Origin of the sequence: Nocardia sp. NPDC058666, from assembly GCF_042714895.1 — a bacterium.
Classification (GTDB): Bacteria; Actinomycetota; Actinomycetes; order Mycobacteriales; family Mycobacteriaceae; genus Nocardia.
In genome coordinates this window covers 588,032-606,959 of the sequence record NZ_JBHXRY010000002.1, presented here as the reverse complement: position 1 = coordinate 606,959, position 18,928 = coordinate 588,032, and the positions used below count along the sequence as shown (strand labels likewise).

Annotated in this window: 15 protein-coding genes; 10 read left to right on the top strand and 5 right to left on the bottom strand. The window is 63.3% G+C overall.

Annotated features, from left to right (window positions below; all coding sequences use genetic code 11):
• Nucleotides 1-11 precede the first annotated feature (11 nt).
• The 7 genes from ACFWVD_RS09230 (at nucleotide 12) to ACFWVD_RS09200 (ending at nucleotide 8,161) form a co-directional block, all read left to right on the top strand.
• Nucleotides 12-1,256 (top strand): hypothetical protein, encoded by a 1,245-nt coding sequence (locus ACFWVD_RS09230; protein WP_379241491.1) that lies wholly within the window; start codon nucleotides 12-14, stop codon nucleotides 1,254-1,256.
• Between the two features lie 78 nt (nucleotides 1,257-1,334).
• On the top strand, nucleotides 1,335-2,918 hold the full coding sequence (locus tag ACFWVD_RS09225) for a serine/threonine-protein kinase (RefSeq protein ID WP_379241490.1): 1,584 nt from the start codon (nucleotides 1,335-1,337) through the stop codon (nucleotides 2,916-2,918).
• Between the two features lie 83 nt (nucleotides 2,919-3,001).
• Entirely contained in the window at nucleotides 3,002-4,567 is a 1,566-nt protein-coding gene (locus tag ACFWVD_RS09220; protein ID WP_379241489.1) for a serine/threonine-protein kinase, read from the top strand.
• Between the two features lie 25 nt (nucleotides 4,568-4,592).
• Nucleotides 4,593-5,882, top strand: coding sequence for a hypothetical protein (locus tag ACFWVD_RS09215; RefSeq protein WP_379241488.1), 1,290 nt, complete (start codon nucleotides 4,593-4,595; stop codon nucleotides 5,880-5,882).
• A 203-nt stretch (nucleotides 5,883-6,085) separates the two neighbouring features.
• A complete protein-coding gene (locus tag ACFWVD_RS09210) occupies nucleotides 6,086-7,180 on the top strand; it encodes a hypothetical protein (RefSeq protein WP_379241487.1) in 1,095 nt (364 codons plus the stop codon).
• A gap of 324 nt (nucleotides 7,181-7,504) precedes the next feature.
• Nucleotides 7,505-7,828, top strand: a complete 324-nt coding sequence (locus ACFWVD_RS09205; RefSeq protein ID WP_379241486.1) for a WXG100 family type VII secretion target — start codon at nucleotides 7,505-7,507, stop codon at nucleotides 7,826-7,828.
• 42 nt (nucleotides 7,829-7,870) lie between these two features.
• Complete coding sequence (locus ACFWVD_RS09200) at nucleotides 7,871-8,161, top strand: WXG100 family type VII secretion target (RefSeq protein WP_379241485.1); 291 nt, start codon at nucleotides 7,871-7,873, stop codon at nucleotides 8,159-8,161.
• 334 nt (nucleotides 8,162-8,495) lie between these two features.
• On the opposite strand, the gene ACFWVD_RS09195 is transcribed toward ACFWVD_RS09200, so the two are convergent.
• The 3 genes from ACFWVD_RS09195 to ACFWVD_RS09185 all read right to left on the bottom strand — a co-directional run bounded on the left by ACFWVD_RS09195 (nucleotide 8,496) and on the right by ACFWVD_RS09185 (nucleotide 10,286).
• Nucleotides 8,496-9,620: a type IV toxin-antitoxin system AbiEi family antitoxin domain-containing protein gene (locus tag ACFWVD_RS09195; protein ID WP_379241484.1), complete on the bottom strand. Its 1,125-nt coding sequence runs from the start codon at nucleotides 9,618-9,620 to the stop codon at nucleotides 8,496-8,498.
• Nucleotides 9,621-9,863 carry a hypothetical protein gene (locus ACFWVD_RS09190; RefSeq protein ID WP_379241483.1) on the bottom strand — a complete coding sequence of 81 codons (243 nt, stop codon included), beginning with the start codon at nucleotides 9,861-9,863 and terminating at the stop codon, nucleotides 9,621-9,623.
• A gap of 87 nt (nucleotides 9,864-9,950) precedes the next feature.
• Nucleotides 9,951-10,286 carry a DUF2283 domain-containing protein gene (locus ACFWVD_RS09185; protein ID WP_379241482.1) on the bottom strand — a complete coding sequence of 112 codons (336 nt, stop codon included), beginning with the start codon at nucleotides 10,284-10,286 and terminating at the stop codon, nucleotides 9,951-9,953.
• A 667-nt stretch (nucleotides 10,287-10,953) separates the two neighbouring features.
• Here ACFWVD_RS09185 and ACFWVD_RS09180 point away from each other — a divergent pair.
• Nucleotides 10,954-11,163 carry a hypothetical protein gene (locus tag ACFWVD_RS09180; RefSeq protein ID WP_379241481.1) on the top strand — a complete coding sequence of 70 codons (210 nt, stop codon included), beginning with the start codon at nucleotides 10,954-10,956 and terminating at the stop codon, nucleotides 11,161-11,163.
• Between the two features lie 16 nt (nucleotides 11,164-11,179).
• A complete protein-coding gene (locus ACFWVD_RS09175) occupies nucleotides 11,180-11,797 on the top strand; it encodes a hypothetical protein (protein WP_379241480.1) in 618 nt (205 codons plus the stop codon).
• A 10-nt stretch (nucleotides 11,798-11,807) separates the two neighbouring features.
• Here ACFWVD_RS09175 and ACFWVD_RS09170 read toward each other — a convergent pair whose 3' ends face one another.
• Together ACFWVD_RS09170 and eccCa are read right to left on the bottom strand one after the other, a co-directional pair.
• A complete protein-coding gene (locus ACFWVD_RS09170) occupies nucleotides 11,808-13,238 on the bottom strand; it encodes a type VII secretion-associated protein (RefSeq protein ID WP_379241479.1) in 1,431 nt (476 codons plus the stop codon).
• Nucleotides 13,235-17,272, bottom strand: coding sequence for a type VII secretion protein EccCa (gene eccCa, locus ACFWVD_RS09165; RefSeq protein ID WP_379241478.1), 4,038 nt, complete (start codon nucleotides 17,270-17,272; stop codon nucleotides 13,235-13,237). The genes ACFWVD_RS09170 and eccCa overlap by 4 nt, the downstream gene beginning before the upstream one ends.
• A gap of 183 nt (nucleotides 17,273-17,455) precedes the next feature.
• On the opposite strand from eccCa, the gene eccD reads away from it, so the two are divergent.
• On the top strand, nucleotides 17,456-18,925 hold the full coding sequence (eccD, locus tag ACFWVD_RS09160; protein ID WP_379241477.1) for a type VII secretion integral membrane protein EccD: 1,470 nt from the start codon (nucleotides 17,456-17,458) through the stop codon (nucleotides 18,923-18,925).
• Nucleotides 18,926-18,928: the final 3 nt, after the last annotated feature.

The window sequence follows — 18,928 nt, the reverse complement described above, 5'->3', positions numbered from 1 at the left end:
GAGAGACCCCAATGATCAGCTTCGGCGGCGACAAGAAACGTCGCATCATGACGGCACTGCTCACGGCTTGTGCGCTGGCGACCGCGTCCGTCGGGTGCGGATCGACCGTGTCCGGCGAAGCGCAGCAGGCCACACCACCCAAAACCACCCTCGACGTCGGAAACTATCCGTCAGCCCCGCGCACAGTCGGTAATGCCAAGAGCGACAAGCAAGCTCGCGCCCGAGAATCGCAACGGCTCGGCGACTACGTGATCCTGCCCTTCGAGGCCGACCCGGCATACATCTCCGTGAGCGGATTCTTCCCCACCCCAATCGTGCTGAACCGCAAGGGTCTGGGCGGAATGGTCATCAACGACACGTTCGATGAGGTCGCCAAGGATCTCAGCGCAGGGTGGGTGAACTCGTGGTCTACGGTCGACAACGCACTGAACAAGGGCCGCCGCGCGAATATCGCCGTGCTGATGTTCCCTGACGCCGCGACGGCAAAGGTAGTAGGTCCAACCCTCGAGCACGACGACTTCACCTACAACAGGGACAACCAGCCGGTCGAGATCGCCAAATACCCAGGCACCACAGCACATTGGCGCCCCGGCATTTCCTCCATCGGGTCCTGGACTGTCCATGATCGCTACGTCGTGTTCATCAAGATCGAGGACGAGAGCCAGCCGGCCGATCTGCCCTCGCTCACCGGCCACGTAGAGCGCCTGCTCGAGCTCCAGTTGCCGTTGTTGGACAAGTTCACGCCGACCCCCAACGCGGACCTTCCCAACATTGCGCTCGACGTCGACGGGCTGCTCGGCCGCACGCTGCCCAGCAGCCCGGAGAACCCTCCGAGGGCTCAACCTGACGGTCTGTTCACCGGCCGTGGCTATATGTCCCTGATGGTGAACGCCGGCCCCGAGGCACTGGCCCGGTTGGACGAGTTCGAGATCGACCTTGTCTCCTTCGGTGAGGCAGTGGTCATCCGCAGTCGCACGCCGGAAGCATCGAAGCGACTGTTCGCGGATCGGGCGAAAAGAGCTGAGGCGCTGGCGACAGCGAATCGCGTGTTCAGACCGCTCAGTTCGCCACCCGGCCTCGGCGAGAACGTCGCCTGCTACACGTTCATCGCCATCATCGACGGCAAGGAAGTCAACGCCAGCGCCAGCGTCTGCGGGTTCCAGCACGATCGGTACTACGTCGAAGTCGAAAGCGCCCAGGTTCAGGACGCGTATCAACAGCTGAACGCGCAGTACGCGATGCTCACGGGCAAGTAAGCGGGACCAGTCGCTTACTTGCTAGATTTCGTCCGAAGGCTCGTTGTCCGGGCGTTCGACAACGAGGAGGAGGACCGAATGGCGTTGCGGCCCGGCGCAATTGTCGGCGGATACCGAGTGCTGAACGTACTCGGCAGTGGGGGTATGGGCACGGTCTACCTGGCCCAGAACCCGATCCTGCCCCGACCCGACGCGCTGAAGGTACTCAGTGCCGACCTGTCCACCGACGCGGAGTTCCGCGCGCGGTTCGAGCGTGAGGCCAACCTCGCCGCAGGTCTGGACCACCCGAACATCGTCGCGGTGTACAACCGCGGCGAAGAGGACGGCCAGCTCTGGATCGCCATGCAGTACATCGATGGCATCGACGCCAGCGATGAGGCGAAGAAGGGCCCCTCGGTGATGACGCCCGCGCGCGCGCTGAGGATCGTGTCGGAGGTCGGCAAGGGTCTGGACCACGCACATCGCCGCGGCCTGCTGCATCGCGACGTGAAGCCCGCCAACTTCATGCTCGCCAAGCCCGAAGATCCCGGCGAGGAAGAGCGTGTGCTGCTCACCGACTTCGGTGTCGCCAAGTCCGCGGAGGACAGCCAAGACCTCACCGCGACAGGCAGTTTCATGGCCACGGTGGCCTACGCTCCGCCGGAACAGTTGGTCGCGGGCCGACTCGACCACCGCGCCGATATCTACAGCCTCGGCTGCGCCTTCTTCAAGCTGCTCACCGGCCAGAACCCGTATCCGTCGACTGTTCCCGCGATGGTGATGATGGGCCACCTTCACGAGCCGCCGCCGCGGGTGACAGCAGTGCGTCCCGACCTGCCGCCCGCGCTGGACCGTGTCATCGCCAAAGCGATGGCGAAGGAACCGGCCGATCGGTACAGCACCTGCCGGGAATTCACCCGCGACGCCGAAGCCGCACTGCTGGGCACCGCGAACCAGGCACCCGGACCCCACTCCACTGATCCGCGACACCCGACGCAGTCCGCCTATTCGACAGGTGGCTCGTATCAGACCGCCCGGACCGACGTTCACGGAAACTATTCGCCGACAACGAATTTCGCGCAGCCCGTCGGCCATCACGATCAGAATCTTGTCGATACCCTGCGCAACACCGGCGCACGCCCCAAACGCCGACGGCTCCTCGTGCCGGCGATCCTTGCCGTCGTGCTCGCCGTCGCGGTCGGCTCGGCAACGTACTTCCTCACCAGACCGTCCGACAAAACCGCGACCAACGAGACCATGCTCGCCGATGTCCGGGCCCAGTACCCGCAGTTCGACAACAAGATCGTCGCGGCAGTGAGCTACACCGGCTCATCGATGTCGGTCTTTCTGAACGGCGACCCGCAGGCGAAGTTCTTGCAGGACATCGGGTTCCGCTACACCTCGAAGTTGAAAGCAGCGGGCGACGAAAAGGGCCCACGCTCGGTCTCGCTCGAAACGTCGGCATCGGATTTCGATGCCGAAGTCCTCATCGTCCTGCGAACCGACAACCAAGCAGGTAACGGCGGAATGCGTGGCCTGCCGTCCAAACTGGTCTACGCCACGACCAAGGTCGTCGTCGTCGATGACCTCAATACGATCCAGGCCTTCCAGGTCTGGACCGATCAGTCACCGGAGCGCCTGGTGGAGACACTCGTTCCTACCATCGCCAAGACCGTGACCTAGGCTGACCCGGTGGAATCGCTGCAGTGTGTGGGGGCCTTGCCCGAGGCGGCTCCGTTTTCTGTCGAATCAGGAGTTAGTGGGACATGGCGTTGAATCCTGGAACCATCGTGGGTGGATATCGCATCCAGCGGATCCTCGGCGCGGGCGGCATGGGCACTGTCTACCTCGGCAAACACCCGAGCCTGCCGCGAATGGACGCACTGAAGGTCCTCAGCGCCGAACTGAGCCGCGACCCCGAGTTCCGCGCCCGCTTCGAACGCGAAGCCAATCTCGCTGCCGGCCTGGACCATCCGAATATCGTGTCGGTCTACAACCGCGGCGACGAACACAACCAACTGTGGATCGCCATGCAGTACGTCGAGGGCACCGACGCCGCCGCCGAACTGGCCCGCGACCCCCACGCGATGACGCCACTGCGCGCCCTGCGCATCACCACCGAAGTCGGCAAGGGCTTGGACTACGCCCACCGCCGCGGTCTGCTGCACCGCGACGTCAAACCCGCCAACTTCCTGCTGTCCAGCAACGACGACAGCGAAGAAGAACGCGTCCTGCTCACCGACTTCGGCGTCGCGAAGTCCACCGACGACGCCTCCGAACTCACCCAGACCGGCAGCTTCCTGGCCACGATCGCCTACGCGCCACCGGAGCAGCTCAGCGGCGCGTCCCTGGACCACCGAGCAGACATCTACAGCCTGGCCTGCGCCTTTTTCAAACTCCTCACCGGCCAAAACCCTTACCCCGCAGCACAACCCGCCATGGTGATGATGGGCCACCTGCACCAACCCCCACCCCTGGCCACCGCGGTCCGCCCCGGCCTGCCCCCCGCGATCGACCACATCTTCGCCCGCGCCATGGCCAAGAACCCCGCCGAACGCTTCGCCACCTGCCGCGAATTCACCGACGCGGCAGCCAATGCCCTTGTCCCAGGCTTCAATCCGGCCGGCCACCACACCTCGCCGACCTACCCGATCCAGGTAATGCCGCCCCCACGCGAGCACACCGATCCCCGCCTGTCAGCATCGATGCCCGGCCTCGCAGCACTCACTCCGAGCCCCGCACCCAAGCCCAAGCGTGCATTGCTGATCGGCGGTGCGGCGGTCGTCGCGATCGCGCTGATCGCCGGCATCGGCATCTTCGCGCTGTCCGGCGATGACAAGCCCGGCACCAACACACCGGGTTCGGGATCGTCTTCATCAGTGAGTGCGGCGGCGTTGACGCCCCTAGAGCAGGCTCGCAAGGACAATCCCGCCTTCCAGGGCAAGACGGTCACAATCGTCGACGTCACCAATCCAAAGGGCTTCGGCGTCTATCTGACCGGGTCCCCGCAAACACAGTTCATCGAGAAACTCGGCTTCGTGTACAACTTCGAGTACACCAACACCGAAGGCGAAGCGTCACCTAAAGCTTTCAATGACGTATACGGGTCGTTGGAAGCTGCCGATGGGACCTACGTAATCGTCCTCCGTAGCGACGAAAAGGCTGGCGGCGGAGGGCTATTGGGCCTCCCGTACCAGATTACGAGCTCTCGCGCGGTCGTAATTCCCGTCGATGCACCAGCAACAGTGTCGGCAATGAGAAATTGGTCCCCGGACTCCGAACGTGCCTTGGTTGATCAGTTGGTTCCGATTCTGAAGTCCAAAGTACGCTAGATCTGCATTTACCATTTAGGGGGATGTGTTGAAAATACACCTGCAACCACCGCATGGCGCTCACCGCCGTGACTGGCGGTGGGGTCTACCGTCGCGTGATCACGCCCGCGGGATCGCAGCTACCGCGATTGCCATCGGCCTACTCTTCACCGCGGCCTGCGGCGGCGAATCCGCGACTCCGGCGCCTCCAACTCCAGCGGAACCGCAGATCGATCTCAGCAAACTGGAATTGGGAAACTACTCGGGAGTGCCGCAGCCTCTAGAGAAGCCTATCGACGAGGCGCAAGGTCGCGCAGTCCAGGCCCAGAGGCTTGCCAATCATATTCCACTGCCGATGGAAATCGATACTCGCCTGAAACACTACTCTGACACTATACCCAAGGTCTTCACGACAATAAATCACCAAACCATGGGATCTTGGGTCGGATCAGACCTCGAACCACATAAAGAAGCTCTCGCTGGATTTGTTTCAGGTTTCACCAGCGCGGCCAATTCCGATGCACACCTCTCATTGTCAGTGTCGCTGGAGAACCGTGTATTGATTTTCGATAGCGAAGCATCAGCAACGAGCGCTATGAACACACTGGTTGATTCAGAACTCGCGGCCGATCCCGAAAAGGCCATAGTTGCCGTTCCGCAATTCCCTAATGCTCGCGCATATCAGAAAGCAAACCGCCAGACTCTGTTTTCGTGGTATTCCACTGGCCAGTTCATAATTTTCACAGCAGTTTGGGACCATCTGAGCACGGAGCTGTCGACGACAGACCTACCCGGCATGATGGACCTAGTCACCAAAAGCCTGGCAGCAATACCCGGAAGAATCTCCGAGTTCAAACCTGCCTCAGCGCAAGAGCGGGATACATTGTCACCCGACTGGGACGGCATGCTCGCTCGTACGGTCCCCGCCATCAACGATCAGGCACCAGGGCTTACAGTCCCCGGTGTCTACGATCGGCACGGCGGACTGCAGATATCGCGGCAGGCCGAGTTCGATCGCACCCTGTTCGAAGACGCAGGAGTCGACCGCGTCGGATTCAACGGCGGCTACCTGTACCGCGCAAGAGACACAGCAGCAGCCATCGCAGTCACGAACCGACACGCCACTTTTACGAAGTTCTACCGAAAAGTTTCGTCGCCGCCCGCGTTGCCGATTGCACGGTGCTACGAGTTGAAGAACCCGACGTCAAAAACAAGGATGCGTTATTACTGCAGCGTAAATTTTGACCGATATGCCGCAGATATCTCAGCCAACCAACTTGAGGACGCCTATCAGCGGATCTCTGCCCAATACGCACTTCTGGCGAACGGCAAATGATGCCCCACTCCATAAATTCAAGGAACTTTATGTTTTCACGGATTGTTCGGTTTGGCGTCGCAGCCGCCCTAGCATTTTTCGCAACCGGATGCGGGGCCACAGTCGCAGGTTCGGGGATCCCAGGGGAGCTAGATACTCGAACTCTCGACGTTGCGAAATACCCAGTCGAGCCTATTGACACAATTTATGAGTACAGCCCCAGTATGCGGAGCTCGCTGAGTCTTGCCGCGAATCGACTTGCCGGCAATGTCGCTCTCGGTACGGAAATTGATCCCGAGTTCAAGTACGGTGCAGGAAGTCCGCTCACCTCTGCGAGCACCGCGACTATTTATCTTAGCAAGGCCACTCGAAAAGTCCTTGAGAGCAATAAGATGCTCTATGGCTACGCAAGCGGGAGCACCGACCAATCGGAATTCGCGGTCTCATCCAATCGAGCAGCCGATGACACGCTTACTGAAAGTGAACGTCAACGCTTGAAACCCAGATTCTCCGGCATCACAGTGCTGCAATTCGCCGACGATGCGACTGCCATGCGCGTCGCAAAAGAAATGTCCGATGCAGACTTCGCTGTCGCGGCCAATGAAAACCAGACATTAGCTCTGCCAGGTTTCCCCGCAGCAAACAGTCATCGACGACCCGGCATTCCAACGCTCGGATCAACTCTCGCCCACGGGCGCTACGTGATGTACATACACGTGGGACTACGCGAAGAAAATGGCGCACAATTGATCACACTCGCGGAGAAGACCTACAAGACCCAGATATCACTATTGGACAGGCTTCCGTCGCTTTCGCCGGCTGATTTTCTTCGACTACCCCCGGATCCAGATGGGATGCTCCGGAGGGGACTCAACCCCAAACAGCTTGCGAGCATTGATGAGCGCGAATATTTCACACTGGACAAGAACGGGTACTACCAAGCCAATAGGAAACAACAAAAGAACGATGACTTGTATTCCGAGGTCGGCGCGGATCGCTTCACACGATCTTGGGGTACAGAACTGGTGAGAACACGCGACGAAGACTCAGCAAAAGTGCTACTGAACCGGGCGATCGAACTACTCGTCCCCAGCTCCGAGGTAGCCGCCGGTCCATCGCAGCTGCCGGATGCCAAGTGCGCCAAGAACACTGACCCTCGCCTGAACGACAGGTTCCAAGACACCGGAGAGCGCAAACGGTTTCTGTGCGCCGTGCAGTACCGACGTTACGTTGCCGTAGTAGAAGCTGACCAGTTACAGGACGCGCATCAGAGGGCCGCGGCACAGTACGCACTGTTCGCGAATAGTCAGATCCAGTGACTTTCTTGCCTGCAACGGTGGTCAAGACCCAGTCTCCACGCTGACCGGGTAGCCACACGCCGGTGCGTTGACTAGAGTGATGCGGCAGTGGCGGGTGCAGCACGCGGCATCGGCCACCAAACCGGGGAGAGGGGGTCATTCGATGTTCGACACGCCAGCCTTCGAGGGCCAGGTATCGACGTCGGCAGCAGCCACGTCGGCAGCAGTCGGCGGAGCCGTCCAAAATTCATCGAAATTCGATGGAACCGATCGGGCCCCGCAGACGTCCAAGTAAGTAGATCGATCTTCAACACGGTCAGCAGACCAAACTCGAGAGGAGCCGCAGTGGCGGTCAAAGCAACAACCCAGCTCGAAGAGATCCGTACGTTCGCGACGAAGAGCAAGGATCAGCACGACCAGCTCATGTCTGCGATCAAGCGCCTGAAGGCCAGGGAAGACGCGACCACCGCGACCTGGCATGGTAATGCTCGCGTCGCGTTCGATTCCTTCATGGAGCGCTACTACTTCCAGGCGGACAAGCTGAACGACAAGCTGCTCCAGACCACGGACAGCATCCTGAAGGCTGCAGAGAAGTTCGAGGCGGAGGACAAGGCCTTCTCGGACCAGGTCCAAAAGCAGGTCTCGAGCCTCGACCTGCCCGTGATGTGACAGATCATCTCGCCAGCCACACACACCTGAGGAGCAAATCTCATGTCTAACGTTATCTCCGCCAATTTCGACGATGTCTCGTCTGGCGCCCAGTCCATCATCGATGAGGCCCGCACCATCTCGGCCATGCTCGAGGACTACAACAAGCTGGTCAAGGACTTCGTCGGCGTCGCCTGGGAAGGTGCCGCGAACGACGCGTACGCCGAACTTCAGGCGATGTGGCACACCCACACCGGCCAGCTGAACACGACCCTCGAGGGTGCCGGCGCGCTGGTCAAGTCCGGTAACTCGGAGCTGCAGAGCACGGACCAGGCCCTCGCCGGCCTGTTCTGATCTACACCTTTTCGAGCCCCCGAGCTGCTGCTCGGGGGCTCGAATGGTCTTTGCCGCCGGAACGGCACCATAGATGCGCGCTTCGCGCATGTTCGTCGGCGCGGAACTTGTTCTCGCCCTTAGCAATCAGCCGCTCCGTCTGCTGTCGTTCCGTGTGCCCATCCACCACCGGAGGCCGGAGATCACCCCTCCCGACAGCACATGTCGTCACAAGAAACTTTGCACGTCTGCGGGACGTGTAAAGGTTTCGTCGAAATCTTTACACGTCTCTACCTTGTTGCACAGGCGACCTCGGAGATAGAACATCGCGACCAGCGGGGGCGCTCGAGAGATTTCAACGCCCAGAGAAGCCGTCTTCGAGCGTTCCATCCCAAGCCTCGACCTCGGCGAAGTACTCGGACCCCACCTCTGCGTGCGACGCGGCGACAGCGACGAACCGCTGATGCCGATCATGCTCGTCGAGCAAGTGCGCGATGGTCTGGGAGACGGTCCGGCCTTCCGCTCGAGCCAGACGGTTCACGCGCTCGCGAACCGCTTGCTCAACTTTCATCGACGACAGCCGCACTCGCGGGCTGGGCGTTCCCTGCATCTCCGCTCCGGTGGCGGTCGGCGAGGCCAGCGTGGCGGCCAGATGCGCGCTGTGTTGACCACCTACGAGCTGGTCAAGAGCCCGAGTCCAAGCATTATTTGCCGCGAGCAGCGGTTCGAGCGCGGGTGCCGCCAGCACGAGCGCTGATTCCGGAATGCCCGCTTGGGTGATGAAGTGGTTGAGCAGCGCGGAGGCGTGGTCGACAGACATGGCGTAATTGGGTGCGTAGTTGCGCAACGCCTTGACTATCTCGTCGGCCGAGGCGCCCTGAATCAGAGCATCGCGCACCACTGAGGCCAGGTGACCGCCATCGGTGCGGGCTGCGGCGAGGTCGCGAATGGTCCGCACGGGCGTTGTGACCGGTAGTCCATCCACCAGTGTCCAATCGTTCGGCGCGAGCACGGCTCGGTGGAAGCGGACGTCGGGGCTGCGGGTGCCGCAGCGGGTCGGGACACTGAATTCGAAGTAGTCGGCGTCGAGATCGCCGAGGCCGTGCAGGTCGGCGGCGGAACGATGGGAGACCACACCCGAGGGGACGTCGTCGCGGATGCGCTCACCCGCGGGGCGGGCAGGCTCGAGCGCGAGCCATTCCGCACGCATCGGCTCGACTGGATGATCAGGGACTCCGGCCAACCGGTAGACGCCGTGGCGCAGCCGTTCCAGCACGGCGTGATCGACCAGGCGCTGCAGTTGCTTGCCGTTCACGCCAACGATCGCGGCCTGAGCGGTGGTGACCAGGCCCCATTGCGACTCGGCCAGTTCCGCCAGCCGAGCACGAACGTTCGTCGCGCTGTTCATTGCAGCAAAAGTACCCGTCGGGCCAGTCAGAAAGGACCTTCTGAGGGTCTTTTTCGACGCATGCAGTTGCAACTACGCGCTACGCCGCGAGGCCCCATCCTCCACGTGCGACGAGATATCGGTTTGCAGTGACGACAGCCGAGCGCGGAACGGCCCTGGGCCTGGTTCAGGAGGAGTCTTCCCCTCAGCCAGGTACGCGTCGATTTCCTTCTGCGACGGCACACTCGGCATGCCGAAATCGTGATCGTCTTCCAAACGCATCGCGGTGAACTTCTCAGCACGGCTCAACGCGTCGAACTCCTCAACCGACAACATATCCTCGTAGCCTCCAGACGTGTTTGACCTGGTCAAAGGGCCTGGTCAGCACAGCGGAAGCCCGGCCGATCGGCCGAACGTCCTTGTTCAGCAGGGCTGAACAGCCTCGCAGCTCACGGTCGTGTTGGTCGCGCTCCCCGCCGATGTGCTGAACGAAGTGTAGAAGCTAGCCACCGACGGGCGGATCTTCTGTAGCAGCGCGACCGCGTCCGAATGGATGTGGAACTGCCGCTCGATCTGGCCGATCGGAATCTCCGAGGTCAGATTGAGGATCTCGACCCCGACGACCATATCCAGTGCGTCGAGGTCCACCAAGACGTCGGCGGTTACCTCGACCGTCCGGGCCACGGGCTTGTCATTGATCTGAATATAGGCGGCCCCGACGTTCTGATCGATGTGCAGCCCTACCGGTCGCGTTGTCATGTCCCCTGTCCCAACGTATTTTCCCTGGTCAAAGCACCTCGCCGATCCAGACGCATCGCCCCAGCGATCGGCTCCGTCTCATCGCCTCCCAAAAGTGTCACAGCAGTCGGCTACCTAATTGATCAAAACAACTTTCCGGTGGGTTTCGGTCGCGTCTGTACCGCCGACCTCGCTGGCGGTGCAGTGCCGAGCAGCGCCTCACCGAAGAGGAGCACGGCGATCCGAAGGTCCATCCGACGCGTAGAAGTTCCGAAATTGCGGAATCCAGAGACCGAAATTTCCTAACTTAAACAGCATAACCCCAGTACAGATGGCATATCGACCATGCGGTCCAGCAGTGCGTGACGGATGCCGTTGCGGCCCGCGATCCAGAGGGAACATGCCCGTCGCCGTCAGCCAGATCCTCACCGGGTCACCGAGAACGGCGCAGCCCCGTTCGGCCGTTCCCGAGCGAGTGAGTGAGGGAATGAGTGGCCTAGCCGTCCAGACCGACCATGAGTGCGCCCGCCGCTTCACAAAGCCGGGGCCACAGCAACATGTCAGACCCGTCTGGTTTGCTTGTTCCTACGAGACGGGGCAACATCCATGCAGTTCCAGGCCCATTCGTAACCTTCAGCGCCTAGTATTCGGTGCACGAGGATCGGTGAACTAAGCAAGGGGGCGAACCATGACCGCAGTACTCGGGCCGCAGGGCTCGGTGATCGAACTGACCTCCGACGACATTCGGCAATCGATCGCAAACGCGTTGCGGCGAGTCGGGTGCACCTTCGACGAACTTGCGGCCCAAGCGCGCACCGGCGAGTTCGAGTCGTCTATCGCCCGTCGCGCATGGGTAGCGATCGGCGGCTTCTATAACACGCCAGTTGCCAAGGTTTGACCTGGTCAGTAGGTCGATGGCGTTCGCGAACGAACTCACCGATCTACTGAACCAGACTGTCTGCGGGAACGTTCGTCTGACAGCATCGGTCGACAAGGCCGAGGGTGTAGTAGTGGTGCAGTATCGGCCGACGAAGACCGACCTGTTGAGGATGGAAGGTATTCCTGTAAGCCTCGCTGGGAAGACTGCTCCGCTCTATATCGGGCTCCAGATGCGGCTGCGTCCCGACTCATCCGGCAAGCACCTGATGGTCGTGACATCAGTAATGCTGTTGTGCACGGACATCGAGTGCTCCGAGGAGCTTCTGCACTACGACTTCGAGCGGGAGAAGGCGGACAGCTATCCGGAAGCCCACCTGCAGGTGTGCGCGACCTCGCCGACATGGGAGCGCCTGCTGAAGGGTAGGCCGCTCAAGCGCCTGCACCTACCGGTCGGTGGGCGTCGTTTCCGCCCGACGCTGGAGGACCTCATCGAGTTCTTGGTAGTCGAGAAGCTGGCCGAGGGCCGACCGGGCTGGCGGACGGCTTTGGAGAAGTCACGATACGACTTTCAGATGATCCAACTGAGGGCCGCGATCAGGCGGCACCCGGAGGTCGCGCGCGACGCAGTAGCAGCGCTAGATCGCGGTGATTGACCGCCGCCGCTCATGGACCTAGGTGAACAGATCCGACGACCTGCTCGCAGGCGGACATCACACCGGCCCAACCGTTTTCGGGGTATTGGCAGCCGATGCTGATCTGGATGCCGTGTTCGACGAGAACCTGCCAGCGCACTGTTGACCCGTCGCCGGGGCGCTCTTCGTAAGACAGGCCGGGGCGGCCTGCGAAGACTACGTCGCGGCGGACGGGGGTGACGGTTCCGGCGGGTTTTTTGGCGATTTGGGCGGCGAGGTCGGTGGCTACCTCGTCGTAGCCTGCGCCTGCGTTGACCGGTTTCTGGGTGATGGTGATGCGTTGGCGGGTGGCGTCGTCGGGGGCAAGGTCGGTGCGGGCTTCTGTGGCGGTGGTGCTGTGCCAGCCTGAGGGGACCGCTATTACGACTCGGCCGAGGATCTGAGGGGCGGGTTTCGTTTTGGGTTTTGAGGTCGACGGGGGCGGTGCCGAGACGCTCAGCGGCGCGGTCGTGGTCGCGACGGCAGCCGTTACCTCCTGCTCACTGGAACCGCCGAACAAGAAGAAGCCACCGATTGCTCCGGCTGCGATGACGGCGACCAGGGCGGCGGCGCCGATGTACAGCGGGCGGTTGTCGACCGGGTTGGTGGCCGCGGCACGTTCGCGCAGGGGCTGCATCCACTCCGCTGCGGGCGGAATGGTCGGCGTGTAGGCGGGTGCGCGCTGAGCTGGGCGCGCGAGGTCGGTTCCGGTCAGCGGGCTGACGGTTGTCTTTGTGCCGCACACGCTTTCGACCACAGCGGTTACCGAAGCCAGTACTGCCGGATCGGTGGTGCCGAAAATCTGGACCACATCGGCGGGGCGGTCAGCGAGCAGACGCGCGAGCAACCCCTCGAGCTGGGCGAAGCCTTCTTCGGTATCGAGTTCAGCGACCGCGAGGTTGGGTTCGACCTCGACCGCTTCGACGTGGGTGCCGTTCGTGTCGTAGATGACCGACGACGCCGAGGTCGACAGCATCCCGAACTCGATGAGTGCGGTGCGGCGGCTCCGACTGGCGGTGATGTCGACTGCCGATGCACGCAGGGCGCAGGTCTCGAATACGACCTCGTGCGTGAATCGCTGTGCGGCAGTGGCGAACAGGTCGAGATCGGGCTGACCCCACGCGGTGGGGTGCACGACCACGATCCGCTCGCACAGCGGCGTCACTCGCAGGGCGTCCATGATCGCCCCGAGTACGGCGGACAAGGCTTGGCCCACCGTCGGTATCCGCGGCGGCAACGCGATCACACCACCGGACACGTACTGCACCGCCGACACCGCCTGGGTAGGCGGTGCCAGCGGCTCACCGACGACTAGATCGGAACCGTTGCTGCCCAACACAATCGATGGGGCGACGTCCCAGTGGGTGGTGGCGCCACGCGCCCACACCTTGGCTTCGCTGACAACGAGCTCGACGACCGTCATTCCGCTTGCGGCATCCAGGCAGTCTGGACCAAACCTTCGGAATTGCGGGTGACGAACGTGCCGCGACCGGGCGGCTTGGGGCCGGGACGGGTGGTGCCGACCATGACGCCTTCGTCCTTGCTGCAGCTCATCACCAGTGCGGCCGAACCGAGGTCCTTCATCCGCGCCAGCGTCGCCTCGTACATGGCACGGCTTGCACCACCGGAACGGCGGGCGATGATCAGGTGGAAGCCGAGGTCTCGGGCGTGCGGCAGGTGTTCGACCAGCGCCGAGACCGGGTTGCCCGAGGAGGTCGCGACCAGGTCGTAGTCGTCGACGATCACATACAACTCGGGGCCGGTCCACCACGAGCGTTCGCGCAGCTGCTGCGGCGTCACCTCGGGACCGGGGGTCCGCTTCGCCACATAGGCCGCGAGATCAGCCATGTTCTGGGTGAATTGCGGTGCGGTGGAACCGTATCCGGCCTGGTACCCCTCCGGGATGATGCCCAGCATCGAGCGGCGGTAGTCGCCGACGATGAACCGTGCCTCGTTCGGGGTGTTCGACGCGGCGATGCCGTCGATGATCGAGCGCAGCAGCGTGGTCTTTCCGGACTCGGAGTCGCCGATGATGATGAAGTGCGGGCTCTCCGCGAAATCGATGTAGACCGGAGCGAGCTCGGCCTCGTTGATACCGATCGGGATGCGCAGGCACTTCGTCGACGGGTCCACGCGAGAGGGCCAGTTTCCTGCCATGTACAGCAGCTGTTCGCGTGGCAGCTGGTCGGGCAGCATGCGGACCTGGGGTGCGGGACGACCCGGGGTCATCTGGGCGATCGTCTCGACCGCTGCCGCCACTGCCTGACCGAGGTTCGACGGATCGGAAGAACCGTCGATGCGCGGCAGTGCGGTGAGCATGTGCAGGCACTCGGAAGTCATACCGCGGCCAGGACGGCCCTGCGGAACCAACGCAGCAAATTTGCGGCCGAGGTCGGAATCCATCGGATCGCCGAGGCGTAGTTCGATGCGGGTAGCGATCTGGTCCTTAAGGGCCGGGCGGGCTTCTGCCCAGCGGGCGAGCGCGATGACCACGTGCACGCCATACGAAAGACCCTGCACCGCAAGGTTCATGATGGTCTGCTCGAGCGCGTCGAAATCCTGACGGATCGAGCCATAGCCGTCGATGACCAGGAACACATCGCCGAACGGATCGTCGTGCGCGCCCGCCGCAGCCGGGCTGGACGAGGGGTCCATCGACCGCAGTCGCCGGAACTCGACCATCGATTCGATACCGAGCTGACGGAACTTCGCCTCACGGGCGCGAACGATCGTGGTCATTTCGGCGACGGTGCGCCGGACCTGATCCTCGTCGAGGCGGCTGGCCACCGAACCCACGTGCGGCAGACCCTGCAGGCTGGTCAGTGTGCCACCACCGAAGTCGAGTCCGTAGAACTGCACCTGCTCGGCGGTGTGAGTCAACGCCATCGCCATGATCATCGAACGCAGCGCCGTCGACTTTCCCGACTGCGGGCCACCGACGATCGCGACGTTGCCTCGCGAACCCGACAGATCGACCACGAACGGATCGCGCCGCTGGTCGTAAGGCCGGTCGATAATGCCCATCGGCGCACGCAACGTAGCGATCGCGGAGTAGTCGCCGGTGAGAATCGAACGCGGGATCAGCTGATCCATGGTCGGCGCCTCGTCCAACGGCGGCAGCCAGATCTCGTGCGCGGGACGACCGTGGCCGGAGATACGCGAGACCAGCATGTTCAAGTTCGACATCTGGTCGTTCTCGTCACCAACAGGCTCCGGCTCGAACTCCGGCTCCACCGGCAACGGAACCCGGTCGGCCGCACGGAAACCCACGTGGGTGGCACTGAAAAGCCTTGCGTTGATATCGATCTCGCCGCCGACGATGCCAGCACTGGTGACTTCGCGCGCCGACCCACCACCCACATACGGCCCGGACACATACGAAGCCTGGAACCGCTGAATCTCACCCGAGTTGGACTTGAGGTAACCACCACCGGGCGCACTCGGCAGGTTGTAAGCGTCAGGAACACCGAGAACCTGACGAGACTCGTTGGCGGAGAAGGTCTTCAGACCGATCCGATAGGAAAGGTGCGATTCCAACCCCTTGAGCTTGCCTTCTTCCAGCCGCTGCGAGGCGAGCAAGAGGTGCACCTGCAGCGAGCGACCCAGACGACCGATCATCACGAACAGTTCCGCGAAGTCAGGATGCTGGGTGAGCAGTTCGGAGAACTCGTCGAGCACCACGAACAGTGCGGGCAGCGGGTCCAGATCGGCGCCGGCCGCACGAGCCTTCTCGTACTCCGAGACGTTGGCGAAGTTGCCCGCCTGACGCAAGACCTCTTGACGGCGATTCATCTCGCCGGCGAGCGCGTCCTTCATACGGTCGACGAGGTCGGCTTCGTCCTCGAGGTTGGTGATGACCGCGGCGACGTGCGGGACGCCGTCGAGACCGAGGAACGTCGCACCACCCTTGAAGTCGACCAGGACCAGGTTGAGCTGGTCGGGCGAGTGGGTGGCCAGCAGGCTCAGGACCAGCGTGCGCAGGAATTCCGACTTACCGGAACCGGTCGCGCCGATGCACAGGCCGTGCGGGCCCATGCCGTTCTCGGCGGCTTCCTTGATGTCCAGTTCCACGGGGGCACCGTCGGCGCCGATGCCGAACGGCACGCGCAGACGTTCGCGGCCATAGCGGGGGCGCCAGGCGCTGGCGGGGCTGAAGTTGCCGATGTCGCCGAGGTTCATCAGCTGCGACCAGGTGGAGATGGTCTCGCCCTCGTCGGTTTCGATGTCGCTGCTGCGCTGGGTGGCGGCGCGGTAGGGGGCGAGGCGGCGGGCAAGCTGTTGGGCCTGTTCGGCGCTGACGCGGTCGATGGTGGCGAAGCGTTCCTGGTTGCCGGTGGCACCGCGGCCAAGGCACTCGCCGTTTTCCACGACCATCTTGATGCCGCGCGAAACCGCAAGGCGCGGTGCGTAATTGCACAGGTCGATGATGGTGACGCCCTCGTACCCGGACTCGCGCAGCTGGTCGTCTTCGGCCTCGAGCAGGCCGCCGTCGACCACGATCACCACGTGCACCATGTTCGGGTTGTTGGGCTGGTTACGCGAGTAGCGCACCCGGTTGCCCAGCAGCGGCTGCAGGCCGGCCATCGCTTCGCGGATGGAGCCGTAGAACATGCGCTGGGTGCCGATGCCGTCTTGGGAATCGGGGTGCTGGGTGTGCGGGAGCCACTTGGTCCACTCCCACTCGCGGGCGGTGTCGGGGCCGCAGACCACCGCGACCAACACCTGGTCGGGGGCCTGGAACATGCACAGCTGCAACAGCATCGCGCGTGTCATGTCGCGGGCTTGGGCGCGGTCGCCGTCGAGGGCGACGGTGCCGAAGCCCTTCACCGCGATGGCGGTGGGCAGGTCGGGGACCGTGGAATGCGCGCGTACGAAGCGGCGCAGCGAGACCGCGGCGATGGGTTCGAGTTCTTCGACGGGGCCGGTTTCGGGGGCCACCAGTCGGGTCGCCAGGCGCTGACCACCTAGGCCGATGCGTGCGTGGCAGAAGTCCTTGTCGCCGGAGCGGCGTTCCCACATCCGGCTGGTGCCCGCGAGCATCCAGATCAGGCCGGGCTCGGGGTGGCTCCATTCGACCGAGGCGCGTTGCTGCTTGGCGGTCTCGTCGACGTCTTTACGGACTTGGTCGAGGTAGCGCAGGTAATCCTTGCGGTCCTCGTTGGCTTCGGCGGCCTTGGCGCCCTTGCCGCCACCCTGTCCGAACATGGTGACCATCGACATGATCATCATCATCGGGAACATCATCGCCATCGGGTTGGACAGCATGCCGCTGCCCTGGGTGAACATCAGCGCCATCATGCCCACCATGCCGACCACCATGACCACGGGCATCAGCTTCTGCAGCAGGCTACCGGGGGTGATCCGTGGGATCTCCGGCGGCGGCTGCAAGGTGACTTCGCCACCCGGTGTACGCGGCATTTCGCGCCTGGCACGGCGCTGGAACCTGACGGTGCTCATGGTCGAAGACTCCCCCTGCTTGACTACTCGCTATCTGTCGCCGCGGGCTCAGTGTAGAGGTCGTGGCCGACATGTCGTATGGTTCGTCAGGCATTCTGCTGTCCGAACGGTGTGTTCCGCAAACTGTCAACCGCTAAGACCGGTTGAGCGGAAACACGAGGTAGAGACGGAACTGGGGGAGTTTTGACGGACGCGCGGCTCGATCACCAAGTGGACGAAGACTCGGCACGCGGCATCGTTCGCGCACCCGACCTGGCCCGGGTCACCATCCTGGCCAAGCACACGCAGGTGGACATGGCGATCCCGGTCGACGTGCCGGTCGCCCTCGTCATTCCCAGCGTCGTCGACATGGTCGCGCAACACAGCCGCTCCAACGACTTCGACAACGACGGCGAACGCTACGAGCCCGCCGAGTGGGTGCTCGCGCGCATCGGCCACCCGCCGTTCTCGAACTCGCTGAGCCTGGGCGAACACGGCGTCCGCGACGGCGAGCTGCTGATGCTGGAAAGCGCCTCGCACACCGCGCCCACTCCCCTGTTCGACGACATCATGTACAACGTCGCGATCGCCGACGCCGACCATTACCGCAGCTGGACGCCCAAGACCGCGCGCATCACCGGTTCGGTGCTGGCCGCGCTGACCATGCTGGTGGGCTGCTTCGGCCTGCTGGCCGCGCCCGACGCGCTGCCGTTCTGGGTGTCGGGGTCGCTGGCGCTGTTCGTGTCGATCCTGTGCGTGGTCGCGGGCACCGTGCTCAGTCGCATGTATCGCGACGCTTCCGCAGCGTTGGTGCTGGCGGGCTGTGCGTTGCCGACCGCGTTCACCGCCGGAATGCTGCTGGTACCAGACCATTACGGCGCCGCGCACCTGCTGCTCGGCTTCGCGTTGCTCGGTGCGATCGCGGTGCTTGCCTGGCGCGTGACCGGCGTGGGTCTTGCCCTGTTCATCGGGGCGGCGACCGTGTCGGTCTTCGCGGTGCCCGCCGCGCTGGTGGGCTTGCTCACCGATCAGCCGCTCAAGGCGATCGGTGCGGTGGTGGCCGCGATCGGCCTGGCGGGGCTGTCGCTGTCGCCGCGCATCTCGATGCTGCTGGCGAAGCTGCCGCTGCCACCGGTCCCCTCCCCCGGCACCCCGATCGACCCGACCGAAGACGACCCCGACGACCACCGCGCCCTGCCGACGCTGGACGCCCTGCGCGCCCGCTCCGAGCGCGCCCGTCACTACCTCGCAGGCCTGGTCAGCGCGACCACGCTGGTCACCGTGGTCGGCGCGCTGCTGGCCACCAACGCCGGTGCCGAGGACGCCTACTGGCCCGGCATCTCGCTGGCGCTGGTGTGCGCGGCGGTGCTGATGTTCCGCAGCCGCACCTACGCGGGCGCCGAACAGGCGATCGTGTTGATCGCGGGCGGTTCGGCGATCGTGCTGCTGATGCTGATCGGTGTCGCGGTCGAAATGCGCCAGCCCCTGGTCGTTTTCGGTGCCGCGCTGGTGATCCTGATCTCGGCGTTGGTGATGGGATTGATCGTGCCGAACCAGTCGGCGACCCCGCCGATGCGTCGCGCGGTCGAACTGCTCGAGTACGCGTTCGTCGCCGCGGTGCTGCCGCTGGTGTTCTGGGTCGCCGATCTCTACTCGCTGGTCCGCGGGCTGTGAGGC